This window comes from Streptomyces similanensis (assembly GCF_039543625.1).
Classification (GTDB): Bacteria; Actinomycetota; Actinomycetes; order Streptomycetales; family Streptomycetaceae; genus Streptomyces; species Streptomyces similanensis.
Map to the genome: position 1 here is coordinate 46,870 of NZ_BAABKC010000039.1, position 21,393 is coordinate 68,262.

Genomic DNA, 21,393 nt, shown 5'->3' on the forward strand with positions numbered 1-21,393 from the left:
CACCGCCGCAACGGTCGATCACTACCGTCGCAGTGTTCCCGACCCCGACCCCCGGAAGGCTTCGTCATGCGCAGCCGGACCACCCTCGCCGCCCTCGCGCTGACGGCGCTCGCCGTCGCCGTGCCCCGTGCCGTCGCCGGCGAGTTCGGGCCGCTGCCGCCGGCGAACCCGTACACCGCCGCCACCGGCACCGCCACCATGCACGGCGACACCGCCAACTCCGACACCACGCCGTACCCGGGCACCGGCACCGCGCAGGTCACCTACCGGCGCACCGCCCTCCAGTCCGCGTGCCCCACCGTCACGGCGGGCCGCGACGGACTCGTGGTCGCCCTGTGCACCCGCATCTTCGGCCGCAACCCCGTCGTCCAGCTCATCGACCCCGCCGACGGCGACCGGACGGCGAGCTACGACCTTCCCAAGGGCAGCCTCTTCGGCGGCGTCTACGCCTACCTGGACCACGACGACCGGCTCGTCACCGTCGACCCCGACGGCAACCTGCTGCGCATCGGCCACCACCGCACCGCCGACGGCGGCTGGGAGCTGCGCGCCGACGCCACCGTCGCGCTCGGCGCCGCCGCCCGGGGCGGCGTGGTGGGTCTGTCCCCGGACTGGCGGGGCAACGTCTGGTTCGCCACCCCCGGCGGCACGGTCGGCGTCGTCACCCCGGCCGGCGACGTCCACACCCTCGCCCTGCCGGCCGGCGAGACCATCGCGAACTCCCTGTCCACCGTCCCCGGCCAGACCGCCGTCACCACCAGCCACGCCCTGTACGCCCTCGACGCCGACGCGGACGGCGTCCCCACGATCCAGTGGCGGCGCGCCTACGACCGCGGCACCGCCCGCAAGCCGGGCCAGCTGTCCTGGGGCACCGGCGCCACCCCGGTCTACTTCGGACCCGGCGACGGCACCGACTACGTCGCGATCACCGACAACGCCGACGGCCGGGAGAACCTCGTCGTGCGCCGGCGCGACGGCTCCGAGGTGTGCACGGTGCCCGCCGTGGACGGCACCGAGGACGCCGTGATCGCCACCGGCCGCAGCGTCTTCGTCACCTCCACCTACGGCTACCCCTACCCGGCGCTGCCGGACGACGCCGGCACCTCCCGGCCCTCCTCCGCCTCCTTCACCGGCGGCCTGACCCGGGTGGACGTCGACGCCGACGGCCAGGGCTGCCACCAGGTGTGGAGCAACAGCACCAAGAGCGCCGCCCTGCCCCGCCTGTCGGTGGCCGACGGCCGGATCTACACGCTCACGGTCACCGGACCGACCGACAGCGCGGTGGGCACCAACACCTTCGCCGCCTACCACTACGCCGTCCTCGACTCCGCCACCGGCCGCACGCTCAGCACCCGATACCTGGGCATCGGACTGCTCTACAACCCGCTCCAGATGACCGGCACGACGACCGCCGACGGCACCTTCTGGCAGGGCACCGCCACCGGAGTGGTCGCCGTGCGCCGCTCCTCCTGAGCCGCGCCCGGACTCACCCCGGCGCGGCGCCGCCGTGCCGCCCGGCCCGAGTACGGGCGCCGGTACGGGCCTCGCGCCCGGCCGGCGCCCGGCGGATCGCGATCAGGGCGACGTCGTCGCCGAGGCGCCCGCCGGTGTGCGCGACCAGATCACGCCGCACGTGGTCGAGCAGGGCGCCCGGCGGGCAGCCGGCCCACCGCGCGGTGCGCTGCGCGAACGGATAGAACACGCCGCGGGAGTCGCGGGCCTCGACGACCCCGTCCGTGTACAGCACCAGGGTGTCCTCGGCGCCGAAGGGCACCTCGTCCACCACCCCGCCGTCCGGGTCCGTCAGACCCACCCCGAGCGGCGGCGCCGGAGACAGCTCCGGCACGCTCACCCGCCGCTCCGGCCCGAGCAGCAACGGCGCCACGTGCCCGCAACTGGTCATGCGGACGATGGGGGCGTCGTCCGGGATCTCCAGCAGCAGCGCGGTCACGAACCGTTCCCCCGACTCCTCCTCCGGCTCGAAGTCGGCCAGATAGCGGGTGACGCTGCGCTCCAGGGAGGCGGCGAGCGCCGGCAGGCCGGTGTGGTGGTGGGCCGCCTCGCGGAACGCGCCCAGCAGCAGCGCCGCCTCGCCGATGGCCGGCAGCCCCTTGCCCCGCACGTCCCCGATCAGCACCCGCGCCCCGTGCTCGGTGCGCGCCGCGGCGTACAGATCGCCCCCGATCGACGCCTCGTCCTCGGCGGCCACGTAGCGGCTGGCCAGTTGCAGCGAGCCCATGCGTTCCGGCAGCGGCCACAGCAGCACCCGCTGGGCCGCCTCGGCGACCGACCGCACCTGCGCCAGCTCCCGCCGCCGCCGGTCCCGGACCAGGGCCAGCGCCACCACCAGCGCCGACAGCAGCGCCAGGGCGATCACCTGGACCAGCAGACTGCGCGAGGACAGCACCCCTGAGCGCCAGCCGATCAGCGCCTGCGCGGCCACGGCCGCGATCCCGACGCCGCCCGTCGTCCAGGGCCCCTCGGACCACGCGGTGATCGCGGGCGCGATCACCAGCAGCGGCCCCAGGACGATGTCGGAGGGGGAGACGATGTCGACGACGGTGATGAGGACGACGAGCGCGATCGCCACCAGCGGCAGCGCATGGCCCGACTGCCATGGCCGCGCCCGCGTCACGAAGCGTTCCTGCCAGGAACCCACGCTCTCCACAGTGCACCGCGACGACCGCACCGCGCATCACGGCGAGGGCCCCTCGCGTGGCGCGCGCGCCGCGACGACCGCCGGGGCGGCGATCGCGGAACCGGGTCGATTCCCGGACACCACGCCCGCCGGACACCCCCGCACCGCGCCCCCGGTGCCTAGCATGAGGCCGTCACGAACGGCCCGACCCCGGCGAGGAGCGGCATGCGGCGGACGCCCGGCGAAGGCGCGCGGTCACCGCGCGGACGGGCCGCCGTGGCACTGGCGCCGGTGCTCGGCGCGGCCGGCCTGCTGCTCCTCCCGTACGCCCCGCCGCCCACCGCCGCCGCGCCGGGCGGGCTGCCGCACACCACCGTCGAGGTGTCGCCCGGCCGCTGCGGGCGCGGCTGGGACCGCCCGGCGCCCGGCCTCCAGGTCTTCCGCCTGCACAACACCTCGGGCGCGGCCGCAGAGGTCCGGCTGACCGAACGCGGCAGCGGGGCCGTCCTCGGCGAGACCGAGGGCATCGGTCCCGGCACCACCCGCACGCTGACGGTCCGCCTGGGCAAGGGCGCGTACGCCTTCCGCTGCGTGCCCGAGGACGCCGACGCGGTCACCGGACCCACGGTCCGCCTCGAGGGGGGCCGGGCGGGTCCGGCCGCCGCGCCCGTCACCGAGCACGACCTGATCCCGCCGGCGATCGCCTACCAGAAGTGGGTCGCGGCGGGCCTGGACACGGTGGTCCGGCTGACCGGGCGGCTGCGCGACGCGATCGACCGGGGCGACCTGGCCGCCGCCCGTACGGCCTGGCTGCCGGCGCACCTGGCGTACGAGCGGCTCGGCGCGGCCTACGACGCCTTCGGCGACGCGGACGCCCGGATCAACGGCACCGCCGCCGGGCTGCCCGGCGGGGTCGGCGACCCGTCGTTCACCGGGTTCCACCGGATCGAGCACGGACTGTGGCACGGAGTCCCGGCCGCCTCCCTGCGCGCGCCGGCCGCCGCGCTGGCCGCCGACGTCGCCGCGCTGCGCACGAGCTGGGACCAGGCTCGGATGGATCCGGCCCAGCTCGGCCTGCGGGCCCACGAGATCCTGGAGAACACCGTGCAGTCCGAGCTGACCGGGCGCACCGACCACGGCAGCGGCAGCAACCTCGCCACCGCCCGCGCCAACCTCGACGGCACCCGGGCCGTGCTGGCACGCCTGCGCCCGCTGCTCACCACCCGCTACCCCGGCCTGCCGGCGCTGGACCGGCGGCTGGAGCGCGCCGCGGCCCTCCTCGACGGCTTCCGCCACGGCGCCCGCTGGACGCCCCTGACCCGCCTGAGCCGCGCCCGGCGCGAGCGCACCGACGCGGTCTTCGGCGACCTGGTCGAACGCCTCTCCTCCGTGGCCACCCTCTGCGCCCCCCGGAGAACCGCGTGACCGACCCCGCCCGCACAGACGCGACGACGCCCGCCGAAACCGGCACGGACAGGACGGGCGCAGCCGGAGACGGTACGCCCGAGACGGTCACCGCCGAAACCGGTACGGCCGGCGTCCGGGCGCCGGTGGGGCGGCGGTGCTTCCTGCGCGGCGCGGCCGCGGCCGGCGCCGGTCTCACCGGCGCCGCCGCCGTCGGCGCGACCGCCGGTGCGGTCGCGGGCGACGGCGCCCGGATCGGCGACCGCACCGCCGGGGCCGGTACGGCGGTCACGGTGGTGCCGCCCTTCCACGGCCCCCACCAGCAGTCCCTGCTCGCGGCCCCGCGCCGCTCCACCGCGTACGTCGCCTTCGACGTCACCGCGGGCGACCGGACCGAACTCACCGAGCTGCTGCGCACGCTCACCGCCCGCGCCCGGTTCCTCACCTGCGGCGGAACCCCGGAGCCGGTCGGCATCACCGGCCCGCCCGCCGACTCCGGCGTCCTCGGCGGCGCACCGCCGCCCGGCGCGCTGGCGGTGACCGTCGCCGTCGGGGCGGCGCTCTTCGACGGCCGGTTCGGGCTGGGCGGCCTGCGCCCGCGCCGGCTGAGCGCCATGCCGGTCTTCCCGGACGACGACCTGCGGCCCGACTGGTGCCACGGCGACCTCGGCCTCCAGCTGCACGCCGACGAACCGGACACGGTCCTGCACGCGCTGCGCGACATCGCCCGGCACACCCGCGGCGGCCTCCAGGTCCGCTGGCGGATGGACGGCTTCACCAGTCCGCCCCGCCCGTCCGGCGCCCCGCGCAACCTGCTGGGCTTCAAGGACGGCACCGCCAACCCGGACGCCGCCGACGCCCGCGAGATGGACCGCCTGGTGTGGGTGGGGCGGGGGAGCGGCGAGCCCGCGTGGGCGGTCGGCGGCAGCTACCAGGTGGTGCGGCTGATCCGCCTGCTGGTGGAGTTCTGGGACCGCGTCTCGCTCGCCGAGCAGGAGCGCATGATCGGCAGGGCCCGCGAGTCCGGCGCCCCGCTGGACGGCGACGCCGAGACCGACCGCCCGCACTACGCCGACGATCCCACGGGCGACGTCATCCCGCTGGACGCCCACATCCGCCGCGCCGACCCGCGCACCCCCGCCACCGCCGACCAGCGGGTGCTGCGCCGGGCCTGCAACTACGACCGGGGCGTGGACGCCAACGGCAACCTCGACATGGGCCTCCTCTTCTGCTGCTACCAGCAGGACATCGCCCGCCAGTTCGAAAAAATCCAGGGCCGCCTGGCGGGCGAGCCGCTGACCGACTACATCAGGACGTTCGGCGGAGGCTATTTCTTCGCCCTGCCCGGCGTACGGGACGAGACGGACTGGTACGGCCGGGCCCTGCTGACCTGACGGTCCACCGCGTCCGCCGCGCCGCGGGGCCGGCTCACCCGAACGGCCGGCGCACCGTCGAGTTCGGGCCCGGCCTTCGTGCCCCGCGCGCGCGACGGCGTCATCATGACTGCGCCACCGCGCCGCCCACCCGGGCGGCGCGTCCCGCGCCGTGCGCCGCGGAAACGATCCCGCGCGCGGCCCGCCCGGAGAGCGAGGCAGCAGCATGGCCGACAGCGCAGGACGCGCGACCCCGCGGCGGCTCGGCGCGCTGGCCGGCGCCGTCGCGCTCACCGTCCTGGGCGGGATCGCCCCCGCCCGGGCGGCGGACCGGCCCGGACACCCGTCCCCGGCCACGCCCATCGAACACGTGGTCGTCCTCTTCGACGAGAACGTCTCCTTCGACCACTACTTCGCCACCTACCCGCACGCCGCCAACACCGACGGCACGCGGTTCACCGCGGCCGAGGGCACGCCGAAGGACATCGACACCCTCGCCCGCGCCGGGCTGCTGACGCACAACCCCAACCTGTACACGCCCCGGCGGCTGACCCCGGCCCAGGCCCTGACCTGCGACCAGAACCACTCCTACGGACCCGAGCAGTACGCGGCCGACGGCGGCCGGGCCGACAAGTACGTCGAGAACACCGAGGTCGGCACGTGCAGCGGCGGCCTGTTCGGCCGGCCGGGCCTGGTCATGGACTACTACGACGGCAACACCGTCACCGCGCTGTGGAACTACGCGCAGCACTACGCCCTGAACGACCGCTCCTTCAGCTCGACCTACGGCCCCTCCACACCCGGCGCCGTCAATCTGGTCTCCGGTCAGACGCACGGCGTCGTCTCCGTGGACCCGGCCTCCGGCACCGAGCACCCGAAGCAGACCGCGACGCCCGATCCCGCCACCGTCAAGTCGCCCGACGCGCACGGCGTCGGCACGCTGGTCACCGACCCGGACCCGGCCTTCGACGACTGCTCGAACCGGAACCACACCGGCTCCGACGCCCTCGCCGTGCTGCGCGGCCGCACCATCGGCGACCTGCTGAACGCCCGGGACGTCAGCTGGGGCTGGTTCCAGGGCGGCTTCCGGCCGACCACCGCGTGGAGCGGCGAGCGCGGCGCGTACGCCCGGTGCGACGCGACGCACCCCAACGTCGGCGGCGCCGAGGTGGTCGACTACAGCCCGCACCACAACCCGTTCGCCTACTACCGCTCCACGGCCAACCCGCACCACCTGGCGCCCGCGAGCGTCGCCGAGATCGGCCACGCCGGCCCGGCCAACCACAACTACGACCTGAGCGACTTCTCCGCCGCGCTGAAGGCGGGCCGCCTCCCGTCCGTCAGCTTCGTCAAGGCCGCCGCCCACCAGGACGGCCACGCCGGCTACTCCGACCCGCTGGACGAGCAGCGCTTCCTGATCGAGCAGGTCAACGCGATCCAGAGTGCGCCGCAGTGGTCCTCGACCGCGATCGTCATCGCCTACGACGACTCCGACGGCTGGTACGACCACGTCTACGCCCCGCTGCGCAACGGCTCCACCGACACCGCGCCGGGGTCCAACGGCAAGCCCACCGACAGCCCTGCCTGCCAGGCCGGCCCCCGGGCGGCCGGCGGCCAGGAAGACCGCTGCGGGCCGGGCCCCCGCCAGCCGCTGCTGGTCGTCTCCCCCTACAGCAAGGTCAACGCGGTCGACCACACGCCGACCGAGCAGACCTCGATCATCCGGTTCATCGAGGACAACTGGCGTCTCGGCCGCATCGGCGGCCACTCCTTCGACGCCCGCGCGGGCTCGCTCGTCGGCCTGTTCGACTTCCGGCACCCCCACAACCGGCAGGTGCTGCTGAACGGCGACGGCTCGGTCAGATCCGTGGGCCCGATCCGGCGCGTGACGCCGGTCGCCGCCGCGATCGTGCCGGGTCCCGCCGTGCGGAACACCGCGGCGGCCGCCGACGCCGCCCGCTTCCCGCTGGGGGCGGTCGTGGCCGTGGCTCTAGTGGCCGCAGGCGGCGCCGGCGCCTTCCTGGCCCTGCGCCGCCGCGGCCGGGCCGCCCCCTGAGCGAAGGCCGCGCGCGCGACGGCCGCCCCGTCACCGGACGGGGCGGCCGCGCCGCGGGCGGTCGCGGCGGGGGAGCGGGTCAGGGCTGCAAGGGCAGCGTCCAGCAGTTGGACGAGGCGGACTTGCCGGCCAGCCGGTCGGTCAGCCAGGAGACGGCCGAGCCCTGGTCGGTGAGGAGCGGCCCGAAGTGGTTGAGCAGCGGGCTGATGACGTTCGGCAGGATGATCGGCTGGTAGGTGACGTCGGCGCCCTTGCGGCACCAGTCGACGGCGAGCTGCCTGGCCTGGCCGTGCGGGACGAGGTTGTCGCTGGTGCCGGTGGCCACCCGCACCGGGCCGGACGGCTTGAGCGTGCCGATGCGCTGGGTGTCCAGGAAGTCCTGGAGGGCGGGCGTGGCGGCGATGATGTCGCTCAGCGACCTGCCGTCGGTCGTCCACTTGGTGCTGCGCGCGTAGCCGTAGGTCAGCAGCGCGTCGCCCACGCACATGGTGGACAGGTCGGCCAGCGCCGCCTTTCCGGCGGCGTTGAGGTGGGCCTCGGCGATGGGCTTGAGCTCCGGGTCGGTCTGGAGGAACCCGTTGAGCGACCAGCCCAGCGCGCCGGCCAGCTCGGTGCCGTCGATGCCCTTGGTGACCTCGGTCAGGTTCGCGGGCGGCGCGCCGGCGTAGGTGCCGGAGAGGGTGACGTCGGGGGCGTACGACGGCTGGAGTTCGGCGGCGGCCGCGGTGGCGCCGCCGCCCTGGCTGTAGCCGTACAGGCCGACGCGGGAGGCGGCGGTGACGGAGGCGCCCTGCACGGAGCGGGCGGCGCGGGCCGCGTCGAGGACGGCGTGCGCCTCGTCGATCCGGTTGACGTAGGTGTGCAGCCGGTCCGTGGCGCCCAGGCCCGCGTAGTCGGTGACCACGACCGCGGCGCCCGCGGCCAGCAGCCGGTAGATCGACAGGTCCTCGTAGCCGACCGACATCGTCTGCCCGTTGAGGGTGATCGGGTGTTCCAGGCCCAGCGAGGCCGCGCACTGGTCGCCCTGGCCCATGGTGCCCGGCGCGACGACGACCAGCGGACGGGCCCCGCCGCCCTGCCAGCGCGCGGTCGGCTCGATGTAGGCGCCGGTGACCGCCACGGGCCCGCCGTTCGCGTCGGTCGACTTGTACATCAGCCGGGTGGCGCGGCCGGGCAGCGGGCCGTCGAGGCCGGAGACGCTGAGGGCGAGCGGGAGCGGCTCGCTGCGGATCAGGGCGCCGTCGGCGGCCGGCAGCTCGGCGGGCGGGGTGTAGAAGGCGGGGATCGTGACGCCCCGGGAGACCACCGGGGCGGAGTCTGTGGCGGCGGCCGGCAGCGCCTGGACGCCGAGGCACGTGGCGGCGGCGACCGCCGCGGCGATCAGGTGTCTGCGTGCGGGCATGGGGGACCTCCTGGGATGCGGCGAGCAGGAGAGGCGCCCTCGCCCGGGGCGTGGCCGACGGACCGGACGCACTGGACAAGGACATGTCAATGTCGTCGATGCGAGGCGGCGCGGTCGTCCCTCCGGCCCCTCGCATCGCCGGGGAGTGGGCTGACCAGAAGTTACCCAGCAGTCGGTTACCGGCGGTAGCGCCTGGTGGGTTACGGTTCAGTAATTTGACTCGACGTCTAATAAGGCGTCGTTACCACGCCATCTCGTCCAGCAGCAGCATCGGGTCCGGCTCCGGGGCGCGGCCCAAGGACTGCTCCGCCCAGATCACCTTGCCCCGGTTCTCGTAGCGCGTGCCCCAGCGCTCGGCGAACTGCGAGACCAGGAACAGCCCGCGCCCGCCCTCGTCGGTGCTGGTGGCGCGGCGCAGCCGGGGCGAGGTGTTGCTGCCGTCGGAGACCTCGCAGACCAGGGTGCGGCCCAGCAGCAGCCGGACCCGCACCGGCGGCGCCCCGTACCGGATGGCGTTGGTCAGCAGCTCGCTGAGGATCAGCTCCATGGCGAACGACGACTCCTCAAGGCCCCACTGCGTCAGCCGCTCGCTCACCTCCGTGCGCACCCGGGAGACCGCCATCGCGTCGAACGGCACCTCCCACACCGCCACCCGCGACGGGTCCAGCAGCCGGGTGCGGGCGACCAGCAGGGCGACGTCGTCGCTCGGGTGCTCCGGCAGCATCGTCCGCATCAGGGCCCGGCAGGTGTCCTCCGGACTCTGGCCGGGGTGCGCGACGGCCGACGCCAGCAGCCGCAGCCCCTCGTCGATGTCCCGTCTGCGGTCCTCGACCAGACCGTCCGTGAACAGCACCAGCCGGCTGCCCTCCGGCAGATCCAGCTCCCCCGACTCGAACGGATGCCCGCCCACGCCCAGCGGCGGCGACAGCGGCAGCTCCGGGAAGGACACCCGGCCCCCCGGGTCCACCACCGCCGGCACGCCGTGCCCGGCCCGCGAGAGGGTGCAGCGCCCGCCGACCGGGTCGTAGATGGCGTACAGGCAGGTGGCCCCGGTGACCAGGGAGCCCTCGCCGTCCGCGTCCTCGGCCTGGGTGTCCAGCCGCATCACCATCTCGTCGAGATGGCCCAGCAATTCGTCCGGCGGCAGATCCAGCGACGAGAAGTTCAGCACCGCCGTGCGCAGCCGGCCCATCGTCACCGCCGCGTGCAGCCCGTGGCCCACCACGTCCCCGACCACGAGCGCCACCCGGAACCCCGGCAGCGGGATCACGTCGAACCAGTCGCCGCCCACCCCCGACTGCGCCGGCAGATAGCGCCAGGCCACCTCCAGCGCGTCCTGCTCCGGCAGGTCCCGGGGCAGCAGGCTGCGCTGCAACGTCACGGCCATCGCGTGCTCGCGGGTGTACCGGCGCGCGTTGTCGATCGCCACGGCCGCCCGCGCCCCCAGCTCCTCGGCGACCGACACGTCCTCGTCCTCGAAGCGCGGCGAGCCGTCGGCCCGCCAGAAGTTGACCATCCCGAGGACCACGCCGCGCGCCCGCAGCGGCACGGTGATCAGCGAGTGGACCCCCGAGTCCAGCACCCGCTGGGCGCCCTCGGGGTCCTGCGCCCGCCAGTCCTGGGCCCGCTCCAGATCCGGCACCAGCACCGCCTTGCCCTGGCTGAGCGCCGCCACCATGGGAGTGTCGGCCACCACGAACTGGATCAGATCGCCCACCGGCTGGAGCGGCTGCCCGGCCCCCGTGCCGCGCAGCGCGGTGCGCCGCATCCGGTTCAGGGCGCCCGTCGGCTCCTCCCCGTGCAGCACCGCCTCCAGCAGCTCCACCGTCACCACGTCCGCCAGACCGGGCACCGCCACCTCGGCCAGCTCCTGCGCGGTGCGCCGTACGTCCAGCGTGGTACCGATCCGCACGCCCGCCTCGTACAGCAGCGTCAGCCGGCCCCGCGCCATCTCGGCCCGGCCGGTCAGCGCCCGCAGCTCGGTGGTGTCCCGGAAGCTGGCCACCAGGCCCGGCGCGCCGCCGTAGGGCGCGGTGCGCCGGGCGTTGACCGCCAGCAGCCGTTCCCCGACCGGGCACACCGCGTCCGAGACGGCCTCGCCCGACGCCAGCAGCCCGGTCAGCTCGGGGCCCACCCCCAGCTCCGTGACGTGCCGCTGGTCGGCGTCGGCCGGAAGGTTCAGCAGCCGGCGCGCCTCGTCGTTGGCGAGCAGCAGCCGGCCCTCGCCGTCGAGGATCAGCACACCCTCGCGCACCGCGTGCAGCACCGCGTCGTGGTGTTCGTACATCCGGGTCATCTCGGCCGGGCCGAGGCCGTGGGTCTGGCGGCGCAGCCGCCGGGTGACCAGGGCGGTGCCCGCCGTCGCCAGCGCCAGGGCCAGCGCGGCCGAGCCGAGCACCATGGGCACCTGCTGATCGAGCAGATGCCCCAGGTTCTCCACCTGGATCCCGGCGGCGACCATGCCGACCACGCGCCGGCTGCCGTCCAGCACCGGCACCACCGCGCGCACGGCGTCCGACGGCTCGCCGTGGAACCGCTCGGTGAACGTCTCGCCCGCCGCCGCCCGCTCCACGCCCTGCGCGTGGGCGCCGATCAGTCTCGGGTCGGTGTCGCTGATCCGTACGCCCGCCTTGTTCAGCACCGAGATGAAGTCGACGCCCGAGCCCGCCTGCGCCTGCACGGTGGCCGGCTGGAGCATCGCCGTCGGGTTCGGCGACTGGAGCGCGCGCAGCGTGCCGGGCGCGTGCGCGAACGCCTCCGCCGTGGCCAGCGAGCGCACCCGGGCGCTGTTCTCGCCGTCGTAGCGGCCCTGGAGCACCAGGGCGCCGGCCGCCGCGGCGACGAGCACCAGGACGACGATCACCTGGAGCAGGAACACCTGCGCGGCCACCGTGCCCAGGTTCCAGGAGGACGGCGAGAAGCGGCGTCCCGGGGAACGCCGGGACTTCGGACGGCGGGACGCGTCACCTGCCCGCCGGTCGCTGGACGGCGGCGCCGCTGCGGGAGCGGACCGGCGGGAACGTCCGACCATGCTCCCAGTTCTAACACCGCGCCAGTCCGGCGGGCGACCGCTGTGCCCGGAAGATCCGCTTTCCGGGCCGCCGTTTCCTGCGGGAATGCACCGGCCCGTCCCGCTGTTGACGACCATGGCTGGCATGCCTGGGTCAATCCCGGGACCGGCCGAAAGGAGGACCCCCCATGGCACGCAGCACCGTGCGTCCCGTAGTCCGGCTGAAGTCCACCGCCGGCACCGGCGTCACCTACGTGACCCGCAAGAACCGTCTCAACGACCCCGACCGGCTGGTCCTGCGCAAGTACGACCCGGCGGCCGGCCGGCACGTCCTGTTCCGTGAGGAGCGCTGACCATGAAGGTACGCAAGTCCCTGCGCTCGCTGAAGTCCAAGCCGGGCGCACAGGTGGTGCGCCGCCGCGGCGTGGTCTTCGTCGTCAACAAGAAGAACCCCCGCCTCAAGGCCCGCCAGGGCTGACGGAAGCAGACCGCCGGGCGGCCCGGCCCCCCGCACCGGGGCGCCGGCCGCCCGCGTGGAGCCCTCTGGACGGTTGCTGACCTGCGGACGCACCGACTCAAGATCAGTCGCTCGTTCGAGCGAACATGAGTTCGATTCCGAGCCGATACACACTCCACCGTGTCCAAGTCGGCGAGGAGTCCAAGGTCGGCACGCTCCTGTGCATCGCCTTCGTCCTCGACGTCCCGCTCGCCGACCCCGTCCGGGACTGGCTGACCCCGGACGGGGAGTCCCGATCAGTGCCTCAGTGCACAACGCGTTCGAGATCCCACTCGGTGACATGGTCATCTCATAGCCTTGCCGTCCAGCCACTGCGCGACAGCGTCGTTTCACCGTCCGGCGTGATGGCGACCCGGGCGCCGTACACCGGCAGTTCGCCGTGCTTCAGCCAGTGCCGGCGGATGGCGTCGAGGATGTCGTACAGGCGGCGCGGACCGCCCTGGTGGACGGTCGTTGTGTGCTCGCCCGGCGCGGTGCGGGCCCGGGCCCACGATCCGTCAGGGTGCAGCATCCATGTCAGGCGCGCGCCGTCGTCGCCGGTGCCGGTGCGGTGCTCGATCCCCGGTGCCGTCAGGGACAGCATCGACCACACCTCCCACGCCTGCATGACGTCGAGGACGGGAAACGGCGACTGGTGTACCTCGCCGTCCTCCTGAGAGGCGACGGTGAACAGCTCATCGAGCAGGGGTGGATAGTCGCCGCCGGCCCGGGTGGCCATGAACGATGCCCGGTCCCACTCGACGCGCCCGACGGCGCCGCCGTCGGGGGTCTTGTCGGCGGTGATGATCAAACCGGTACCGGCGATCGTCGTCACGAGGCGGCCCTTCGGGGCCAGGCCACGCAGCCACGAGGCCGGGATCCGCGGCATGGACACCATGGACACGATCCGGTCGAACACGCCAGGCAGCTCGCTGGCGTCCGCGGTGACGACGTAGGGGCTGCAGCCGACGCGCTCCAGTCGGCCGGCCGCCGCCCGCGTCAGGTACGCGTCCACGTCCAGCGTCGTGACCATCTCGTCGCCGAGCAGGTGGCAGGCCAGAGCAGCGCTGTACCCGGAGCCGGTGGCCACGTCCAGCAGCCGCATGCCCGGCGCGAGGCGACCGTGTTCCAGCATCGACACGACCAGGCTCGGCAGCGTGGATGACGAGGTCGGCCGGCCGACCGTCACCCGGCCGGGCTCCGCCTGGTCGGCGTGCACGGACCCGACACGGGTGACGAGCGTGGTGTCCGCGTAGGCGGCCGCCGCCCACGCCTCCTCGTCGGCGGCCCCGTCCCGCACCGTCCACCCGTCCGGGCCGGGCGTGAACCAGCGCGGGACGAGCAGGTGCCGCGGTGTCTCCGCGACCGGTGTCCACCAGGGCGACACCGGGTGGGTGGCCTGGGCCGCGAGGGCGGCCGCGCGCGGTTTCCAGTCCATCAGCTGACTCCCTGCAGTTCGTCGGCGATCGCCGCGGCGATCGGCAGGCCGGTCGCACCCTGGATCCAGTCCCACTGGCCGCACGGGTTGACCTCAAGGAACGTCCAGTTTCCATGGGGGCCGACGATGAAGTCCGCCGCGCCGTAGCGCAGCCGAAGCCGCAGCATCAGCTGCCGCATCGCGGTGGCGACACCGTCGGGCACGGTGATCACCTCGTAGCTGAGTGACCCGTAGTCGCTGCGCCAGTCCTCGTGCGCGGCGTTGCTGCCGGCGTGGATCGCGATGGCGAACATCCGCTCGCCGACCACCGTCAGCCGCACCTCGAACACCTTGTCCACCCAGGCCTGGAAGAGATGGGCGGTGGTGTCGATGCCGCGCAGGTCGGTGAGGTCGGTGGACCTGAGCTTGCGGGTGTAGACGGACTTGAGCCGCCCGTCCTCGATCAGGACCGGTGAGGCCACCGGCTTGCACACGATCGGCCGGCCCATCCGCAGGGCGAACGTCCGCACGTCGTTGGGCTGGTTGGTGACGAGGGTGGCCGGGATGGGCAGGCCGCATGCCCGCGCGGCGGCGAGCTGCACGGGCTTGTACTCGGCGCGGGCCATGGCGGTGGGGTGGTTCACCCACCGGCAGTCCAGCGCGGACAGGACACCGCCGAGACCGGCGCGGGCCTGGGCGGCGGCGAACTTTTCCTCCGGGCCGTTGGACCAGGGGGCGATGTAGGGGACGGGACGCCCCTTGTGCTTGAGGAGTGTCGGCGGCATGGCTCTCTTCACGGTGGCGAGGCAGAGGGGTTGGGGGCGCCGGCCGGGCGCGACGGGGTAGGCACGCCCGGCCGACGCGGTCTACGCGGCGCTCGGCGGCGCGGGCGGTTCCGGGCCGGGCTCGGTCGCCCGGGCGCGCAAGAAGGCGAGCAGCCGGTTCGGGTCGGCGTACCGGCCCGAAGTACGGTCCGGCGGCCGCAGCCAGTACGGGCCGGTCGGATCCGTGCGGTCCAGGCGCGGCACTCCCACGTGCTGCACGCACGGTCCCGTCCGGACCAGGCACTCCACGCCCGGCAGCGCCGGGAGCCGCGGCCACTGGGCGTCCGTGCCCGCCGGCACCATCACGTACAGGCAGGGGCGGAACGGGTCGCAGAACACGGCCCCCGCCAGTTCCAGTTGCTCCAGCCGGTGCCGCAGCGCGCCCGGCGCGACGTCCCGGCCGAAGGAGCCGTCGAGCACGGCGTACGGCAACCGCACGGCGTCCCACGTGATCCCGGCGGTCAGCACCGCGACTCCCAGCTCGGCCGTCCACTCCCTCACGGCCGTGTCCCGGTCCTCGGCCGACTGCAGCAGCCAATCCTCCGCAGCCGTCCGGCGCCCACGACGGGCGCTCGTCTCGAACACGCCTGATGCACTGGCCACCGTTCGCTCCTGAGATCGTCCGCTTTCCCGTGCAAGAGGTAACCGCCTGATCACCGTGTGCGGGTACCGTGGGTGACAGGTGGGACCGTGAACACCGTGAACGCCATGGAGCTGTCGGGAGTTGATCACATGGCCACGAGGAACCGCACGCCCAACCCTGCCCTGGACAAGCTGCTTGAGCAGGCGCGATGGACGCGTACGCAACTGGCGCAGCACGTCAACCGGCTCGGCCCCCAAGCAGGGTTGCAACTCACGTACGACCGCACAGCAGTTGCCCACTGGATCGCCGGCACACCGCCGAAGCCCGAGGTCAGGCCGCTGATTCTCGAAGCGCTGTCCGCGCGTCTCGGCCGGCCCGTCACCCATGCTGAGGCAGGCCTTGAGCCTGCGCCGGGCGCCGACGGCTCCGCCGGCGTCGACACTGTGGAGGAGCTGATCGACTTAGGAAGGGCGGACATGGACCCATCCCGCCGCGGCGTGCTGGCCGCGACGCTGTTCTCGGCAGCCCTGCCCCTGCCGGGATTCGCGCAGGCCGCACCCACTGCGGGAACGTCCGGCAAGGCCACCACCCGCATCGGATTTTCGCAGGTGGCCTCGGTCCGGTCCATGACCGAACGCATCGCGGACATCCTCGACGCGTTCGGCGCCGGCCACGCCCGGCCCATGGCGGCCGCGTTCCTCGTCAACACCGTCGGTCCCTGGTTACGCGCCCAAGCCTCCGAGCCGGTCAAGCGGGACATGTTCGCCGCCGCCTCCGACCTCACCTACCTCACGGGCTGGATGGCCATGTACGAGAAGGCGCACGGCCTGGGCCAGACGTACTACACCAAGGCACTCAAGCTCGCCGACGAGGCAGGCGACCACGTCACCTACTGCCGCACCCTGCGCGGCATGTCGCTGCAGGCATCCAACCTCGGCCACGGCCAGCTCGCCCTGGAGCTGGCCGACTCCGCCGCCGAAGCCGCGCCTTCGGCCGGCCCGCGCCTGGTCGCGTTCCTACGCGGCCAGCAGGCTCACGCCGCGTCCATGGTCGGCGACCGGCACACCGCCCACACCCGGCTCCGCGAAGCCGAGACCGCCCTGTCGAAAGCCGACAGCCGGCGCGACGCGATCGGCGGCTACGACCAGACCGCATACCTCTTCCACGTCTCCCACGTCCTCATGGAGGAGGGTGACCTGGCGGGCAGCATCAAGGCCATGCAGCAGTCCATCCGCGCCCAGCTTCCCCAGGAGCGGCAGGGCCGAACCCACGCCTACGCAGTTCTCGCCCAACGCCAACTGCGGTACGGGCACCTGGACGCCTCGTGCGACTCCTGGCGCCGGTTCCTGGACGAGTACGAACACGTCTCATCCGTGCGCGGTGACGATCACTTCGCCACGATGCGCACCGATCTCGCCCCGTACGCCAAGACCCGGACAGTGCAGGAACTCGCCAGCCGGATCCAGGAGATTGCGGTGGCCAAGGCGGCCTGAACGGGAAGCGCCTCCGGGGGAGCTGTCGGCAACCCCGGAGGCACCACCACGATACGACCACCCCCACGCCCAAGCGAGCGAACAGACGGAAGAAGCGAGACACCTCATGGACGACGAACCCCTCGAGGAGTGGGCGGCACGCCGAGACGAACGCCGCCCCGCACGAGGAGAGCGACGAGCTACTCCGCTGGGGGACCGCCCAGAGCAGGGCGCCCACGTCGACCCGGACGCCGCACGCGCCATCCAGGAATGGGACGGACACGAATGGACGCCGTCCGGGGTCGCCGAGGACCTAGCGGCCGCCGCCGGTGAGACCGGCCAGGACGCCCCGGCCCGGGCCGAGCGGGTCACGCTTCCCGTATTCGGCAAGCTGCCGCCGATGCCCGAGCCATGGCGGCCGACCGAGGTCTTCCACCGGCCCTGACCGGACATGACGAATCGGCCTCCACCGCCCGAAGGCAGTGGGGGCCGAGCGCGTCATGGGTACTGCCGGCGTTGCCGGTCCAGTGCCATCGCCGACGGCGACGCGGAGAAATGCACCAAATCCAGAAATGCGAAGGAATGTAGTGGACTGCTCACGGTCTGCTGAGGTCACATCTGTCGATCGAGCACCGCGGGATCTTCTGCGCTGACACCCACACCTGTTGGCGGACCTGTCGGACGATTCGACATCGGAGAACGACAGCTCAGGAATGAGACAGGCACGTGCATGGCCCGAGAGCGGCCGGCGCGGGCGGGCTCAGTCCTACCCGTGTCGGCGAGCCGTCCCGGAACCCCAGGACGGTCAACCACCGGACCCGCGGGTACCGGACGAGCAGGACGGCAGGAAGTGGGCGGAGAGATCTCATTCGGCATTTTCATCGGAGATACCGCAACCAAGGTCACACAACTGATCAAGGGACGCCTCAAGAGTTGCTTCACGCGTTCCGGCCGTGTCGAGGGTCGACGGCATGCTTGACCAGGTCGCCCTGCCACAACGCCGAAGGCGCCGGCGGTCGTGGATCTGGTGGGTGGAGGCGCACTGTGAAGGGGCCGGGCTCGCGGTGTTCCAAGCGCTCAACCTGAACGGTGAGTTCCCGGTGGCGGTCCGGCCCTACCAGGCTCTCGGGCGGCTTCGCTTGGAGCCTCGGGCGGGGAGTCGTCCGGCGCCCGCGGAAACTCCCTGAGAACCCCCTGGGCCTGTAGTCGATCACTGAGGGCCGCCACCCGGCTTGCGGGTGGCGGCCCTCAGTGTGCGCCTCGGCTGTAGACGCGAGCGCCGGTCAGGCTCAGTCCACAGGTGCTCAGCGGAACCCTGGGCAGCCCTGCCGTCGGCGCTCAGGGCGGCGGGATCAGACCGCCGGGGCCGGGAAGGTCGGGTACTCGACGCCGGAGACGTGCTGCACGACGCGGATGACCTGGCAGGAGTAGCCGAACTCGTTGTCGTACCAGAGGTAGAGGATCGCGTTGTCGCCCTCCACCTTGGTCGCGCCGGCGTCCACGATCGAGGCGTGGCGCGAGCCGATGAAGTCGCTGGAGACCGCGTCGGGCGCGCTGATGAAGTCGATCTGGCGCTTGAGCGGCGAGGTCAGCGACACCTCGCGCAGGTGGTCGAGGACCTCCTCGCGGGTGGTCTCGCGGGCCAGCTGGAGGTTGAGGATCGCGATCGAGACGTCCGGCACGGGCACGCGGATGGAGCTGCCCGTGATGCGCGCCTTCAGGTCGGGCAGCGCCTTGGCGACGGCGGAGGCGGCACCGGTCTCGGTGATCACCATGTTGAGCGGCGCGGAGCGGCCCCGGCGCTCGGACTTGTGGTAATTGTCCAGCAGGTTCTGGTCGTTGGTGAACGAGTGGACGGTCTCCACGTGGCCGCGCCGCACGCCGAACTCGTCGTCCATCGCCTTCAGCGGCGGCACGATCGCGTTGGTGGTGCAGGAGGCGCAGGACATGATCCGCTCGTCCGGCTTGATCGTGTCGTGGTTGACGCCGTGCACGATGTTGGGGACGTCGCCCTTGCCCGGCGCGGTCAGGACGACCTTGTCGATGCCGGGCCGCAGGTGCTTGGACAGGCCCTCGCGGTCGCGCCACTTGCCCGTGTTGTCGATCAGGATGGCGTCCTTGATGCCGTACGCCGTGTAGTCCACCGACGTCGGGTCGTCGGCGTAGATCACCCGGATCTCGTTGCCGTTGGCGACGATCGTGCTGGCGTCCTCGTCGACGGTGATCGTGCCCTGGAACTGGCCGTGGATGGAGTCGCGGCGCAGCAGCGAGGCCCGCTTGACGATGTCCCGGTCGCCGCCGCCGCGGACGACGATCGCGCGCAGCCGCAGCCCGTTGCCCGAGCCGGACTTCTCGATCAGCAGCCGGGCGACGAGACGGCCGATGCGGCCGAAGCCGTAGAGGACGACGTCGCGGCCCTCGCGCCGGTCGATCTTGTTGCCGCCGGTGGCGCCGGCGACGGCCTCGGCGGTGAACTCGGCCACCGACAGACCGCGGTCGTCGGCCCGGTAGGTGGCCGCCAGCATGCCGATGTCGATCTGCGCGGGGCCCAGGTCGAGCGTGGTGAGGGTCTCCAGGAACGGCAGCGTCTCGGTCACCGACAGCTCCGCGCCGGCGATCTGCCGGGCGAAACGGTGGGTCTTGAGGATGCTCACCACCGACTTGTTCACCAGCGAGCGGCTGTGCAGCAGGACGGTGACGTCCCGCTCGCGGTGCAGCTTGCCGATCATCGGGATCATCGACTCCGCGATCTCCTCGCGGTGCTTCCAGTTGGTGAACGAGTCGTCGTTGACAGTCACAGGTTTCTCTTTCGAGCTAGGTGGCGCTCATATGCTAACGCCCTGTCGAGTCGATCATCACACCGGCCCCTGGATCGGGTCGCGTGCCCCGGGGCACGGGTCGCGGGCGCGCGGCGGAAACGGTCCGCTCCCGCGGGTTTCCGCGGCCCGGGCCGCCCTCTCGGGCCGAGGGTTTGGCACGGCCGACCACCGTGGGTTAAGAAGACGCCAGCGACCGAACGAGGCTGGGGGGAAGGGCTGTGACACGGCCGGAGGGGTCCGACGAGTTTCTGGCGGGGTACACCCGCATCCTGGCCGACGTGTGCGCCACCGGCCGCCGGCTCACCCGGGACGAGCTGGAGGCCCTGCGCGGCCAGGGGGAGCGCGCGGCGGAGGCCGGACACGGGCTGCGCACGCTCATACGCCGGCACCTGGCCGAGACACGGGCGTTCGCGCCCGACCTGGCGGCCGCCGGCGTCGACCGGGTCCTGGCCGCCGTCGAACAGGCCGTCGACGCGTTCGCCGAGGGGCACGAGCGGGCCCAGAAGTTCGCCATGCGCCAGGAGGAGGCCGACCGCCGGGAGTTCATCGACGACCTCCTCTACGGACGCAGCGACCTCGGCCGGCTGGCGGAGCGCGCCGAACGCTACGGCCTGCTCTTCTCCCGCGCCCACGCGGTCGCGGTCGCCCAGGGCGCGCGGCCCGTCGACGACACCCACCCGGCCACCCGGGACGTCGAGACGTCGCTGCTCGGCCGGTTCGGCGACCGCCGCATCCTGCTCACCACCAAGGACGGCCGGCTCGTCTGCGTGGCCCCGGGCGACCAGGACGACGTCCTCGCGTTCTTCGCCAAGCACGCCTACGCCGCCACCGACGGCGGCCGGGTCGCCATCGGACGCTCCCACCCGGGCGCCGGGGGAGTGGTCCACTCCTACGAGGAGGCGCTCAACGCCCTCGAACTCGCCGACCGCCTCGAACTCGGCGAGCCCATGCTGCGCGCGGCGGACCTCCTGGTGTATCCGGTGCTGACCCGCGACCGGCAGGCCATGGCCGACCTCGTCCAGGACACCCTCGGCCCGCTCAAGGGCGCCCGCGGCGGACCCCGGCCGCTGCTGGACACGCTCACCGCCTACTTCGACGCCGGCTGCACGGCCGCTGAGGCCGCGCGCCGCCTCAGCCTCAGCGTGCGCGCCTTCACCTACCGCCTGGAACGCATCCACCAGCTGACCGGCGCCGATCCGGCCGACCCCGTGCACCGCTACCGGCTCCAGACGGCGGTGATCGGCGCCCGCCTGCTGGGCTGGCCGGACACCGAGGTATGAGGTGACGCCGGCCCGACTGGGGGCCGGCCGCCGCCGTGGCGGGGGAGCGCGGGCGAAGAGCGCGAGCGTGAACGGAGTCCGGGCGAACGCGGGCCGAGACGTACCGCCCGGCCGCAGCCGGGTGCGCCGCCGCCTCCGGCGCGGGAACCGACCGGGCCGCCCACGACGCCCCTCAACCGGACCGCCCGCGACGCCGCACCCGCGCCCGCCCGCTTCGCACCGCCACCCCGCACCGCAGTCCTGTCCGCTTGCCACACCCGGTCGGCCGGCCCTCCGTTCGTCCCGCCCGGTCGCCATGTCTCGCTGCCGGCGGGCCGGGAACACGAACCGCCGCAGCCCGGGTGCCGCGGCGCGAACGACGCACCGCCGCCGCACCGAACGCCCCACGGCGCGCTCCCTGGGCCCCGGCCGCCCGGCGGGACCCGCGCGGCCGGCCCCCCCGCCGACCCATCGGGCCGTCACTCCGCTGACCCCGTACGACGCGCGGCCCGGGCCGACCGGTGCGAGCCTGGTGCGGGACGGACGGACCGTCCCGCGCCGGGCGGCGCCCGTCGCGGACCCGCACGGCCGCCGTTCCCGTCGACGACCCCTCCGGCCGCGGCGCGGCCCGCGGGTCCAC

16 protein-coding genes are annotated in these 21,393 nt (G+C 73.7%); 9 read left to right on the forward strand and 7 right to left on the reverse strand.

Going from position 1 to position 21,393, the window contains the following annotated elements:
• Nucleotides 1-66: 66 nt before the first annotated feature.
• Nucleotides 67-1,473, forward strand: coding sequence for an SMP-30/gluconolactonase/LRE family protein (locus ABEB07_RS13105; RefSeq protein WP_345668486.1), 1,407 nt, complete (start codon nucleotides 67-69; stop codon nucleotides 1,471-1,473).
• Nucleotides 1,474-1,486: 13 nt separating this feature from the next.
• On the opposite strand, the gene ABEB07_RS13110 is transcribed toward ABEB07_RS13105, so the two are convergent.
• On the reverse strand, nucleotides 1,487-2,659 hold the full coding sequence (locus ABEB07_RS13110) for a PP2C family protein-serine/threonine phosphatase (protein ID WP_345668487.1): 1,173 nt from the start codon (nucleotides 2,657-2,659) through the stop codon (nucleotides 1,487-1,489).
• 204 nt (nucleotides 2,660-2,863) lie between these two features.
• On the opposite strand from ABEB07_RS13110, the gene ABEB07_RS13115 reads away from it, so the two are divergent.
• From ABEB07_RS13115 to ABEB07_RS13125, 3 genes are all read left to right on the forward strand, one after another.
• Nucleotides 2,864-4,063, forward strand: coding sequence for an EfeM/EfeO family lipoprotein (locus tag ABEB07_RS13115; protein WP_425588995.1), 1,200 nt, complete (start codon nucleotides 2,864-2,866; stop codon nucleotides 4,061-4,063).
• A gap of 125 nt (nucleotides 4,064-4,188) precedes the next feature.
• Nucleotides 4,189-5,436 (forward strand): Dyp-type peroxidase, encoded by a 1,248-nt coding sequence (locus tag ABEB07_RS13120; RefSeq protein WP_345668553.1) that lies wholly within the window; start codon nucleotides 4,189-4,191, stop codon nucleotides 5,434-5,436.
• A gap of 205 nt (nucleotides 5,437-5,641) precedes the next feature.
• The gene (locus ABEB07_RS13125; protein ID WP_345668489.1) at nucleotides 5,642-7,471 is read left to right on the forward strand and encodes a phospholipase C; all 1,830 of its coding nucleotides are present in this window, start codon (nucleotides 5,642-5,644) and stop codon (nucleotides 7,469-7,471) included.
• Between the two features lie 79 nt (nucleotides 7,472-7,550).
• On the opposite strand, the gene ABEB07_RS13130 is transcribed toward ABEB07_RS13125, so the two are convergent.
• Nucleotides 7,551-8,873 carry an alpha/beta fold hydrolase gene (locus tag ABEB07_RS13130; RefSeq protein WP_345668490.1) on the reverse strand — a complete coding sequence of 441 codons (1,323 nt, stop codon included), beginning with the start codon at nucleotides 8,871-8,873 and terminating at the stop codon, nucleotides 7,551-7,553.
• Nucleotides 8,874-9,114: 241 nt separating this feature from the next.
• The gene (locus ABEB07_RS13135; protein WP_425588996.1) at nucleotides 9,115-11,904 is read right to left on the reverse strand and encodes a SpoIIE family protein phosphatase; all 2,790 of its coding nucleotides are present in this window, start codon (nucleotides 11,902-11,904) and stop codon (nucleotides 9,115-9,117) included.
• A 167-nt stretch (nucleotides 11,905-12,071) separates the two neighbouring features.
• Between ABEB07_RS13135 and rpmG the strand changes: the two genes are divergently transcribed.
• Both rpmG and ykgO read left to right on the forward strand, forming a co-directional pair.
• Complete coding sequence (rpmG, locus tag ABEB07_RS13140) at nucleotides 12,072-12,236, forward strand: 50S ribosomal protein L33 (RefSeq protein ID WP_009193041.1); 165 nt, start codon at nucleotides 12,072-12,074, stop codon at nucleotides 12,234-12,236.
• A 2-nt stretch (nucleotides 12,237-12,238) separates the two neighbouring features.
• Nucleotides 12,239-12,361, forward strand: a complete 123-nt coding sequence (gene ykgO / locus ABEB07_RS13145; protein WP_037617513.1) for a type B 50S ribosomal protein L36 — start codon at nucleotides 12,239-12,241, stop codon at nucleotides 12,359-12,361.
• A gap of 328 nt (nucleotides 12,362-12,689) precedes the next feature.
• Here ykgO and ABEB07_RS13150 read toward each other — a convergent pair whose 3' ends face one another.
• The 3 genes from ABEB07_RS13150 to ABEB07_RS13160 all read right to left on the reverse strand — a co-directional run bounded on the left by ABEB07_RS13150 (nucleotide 12,690) and on the right by ABEB07_RS13160 (nucleotide 15,223).
• Nucleotides 12,690-13,817 carry a methyltransferase domain-containing protein gene (locus ABEB07_RS13150; protein WP_345668492.1) on the reverse strand — a complete coding sequence of 376 codons (1,128 nt, stop codon included), beginning with the start codon at nucleotides 13,815-13,817 and terminating at the stop codon, nucleotides 12,690-12,692.
• Entirely contained in the window at nucleotides 13,817-14,581 is a 765-nt protein-coding gene (locus ABEB07_RS13155) for a RimK domain-containing protein (RefSeq protein ID WP_345668493.1), read from the reverse strand. Before ABEB07_RS13155 ends, ABEB07_RS13150 begins: the two co-directional genes overlap by 1 nt.
• Before the next feature lie 81 nt (nucleotides 14,582-14,662).
• Nucleotides 14,663-15,223 carry a hypothetical protein gene (locus ABEB07_RS13160; protein ID WP_345668494.1) on the reverse strand — a complete coding sequence of 187 codons (561 nt, stop codon included), beginning with the start codon at nucleotides 15,221-15,223 and terminating at the stop codon, nucleotides 14,663-14,665.
• 129 nt (nucleotides 15,224-15,352) lie between these two features.
• Here ABEB07_RS13160 and ABEB07_RS13165 point away from each other — a divergent pair, with 129 nt between their 5' ends.
• On the forward strand, nucleotides 15,353-16,696 hold the full coding sequence (locus ABEB07_RS13165; protein WP_176151599.1) for a hypothetical protein: 1,344 nt from the start codon (nucleotides 15,353-15,355) through the stop codon (nucleotides 16,694-16,696).
• A 106-nt stretch (nucleotides 16,697-16,802) separates the two neighbouring features.
• Nucleotides 16,803-17,120 (forward strand): DUF6087 family protein, encoded by a 318-nt coding sequence (locus tag ABEB07_RS13170; RefSeq protein ID WP_345668495.1) that lies wholly within the window; start codon nucleotides 16,803-16,805, stop codon nucleotides 17,118-17,120.
• A 907-nt stretch (nucleotides 17,121-18,027) separates the two neighbouring features.
• Here ABEB07_RS13170 and ABEB07_RS13175 read toward each other — a convergent pair.
• The gene (locus ABEB07_RS13175) at nucleotides 18,028-19,473 is read right to left on the reverse strand and encodes a glyceraldehyde-3-phosphate dehydrogenase (RefSeq protein ID WP_345668496.1); all 1,446 of its coding nucleotides are present in this window, start codon (nucleotides 19,471-19,473) and stop codon (nucleotides 18,028-18,030) included.
• Nucleotides 19,474-19,712: 239 nt separating this feature from the next.
• On the opposite strand from ABEB07_RS13175, the gene ABEB07_RS13180 reads away from it, so the two are divergent.
• A complete protein-coding gene (locus ABEB07_RS13180) occupies nucleotides 19,713-20,774 on the forward strand; it encodes a PucR family transcriptional regulator (protein WP_345668497.1) in 1,062 nt (353 codons plus the stop codon).
• The last annotated feature ends 619 nt before the right edge of the window (nucleotides 20,775-21,393 follow it).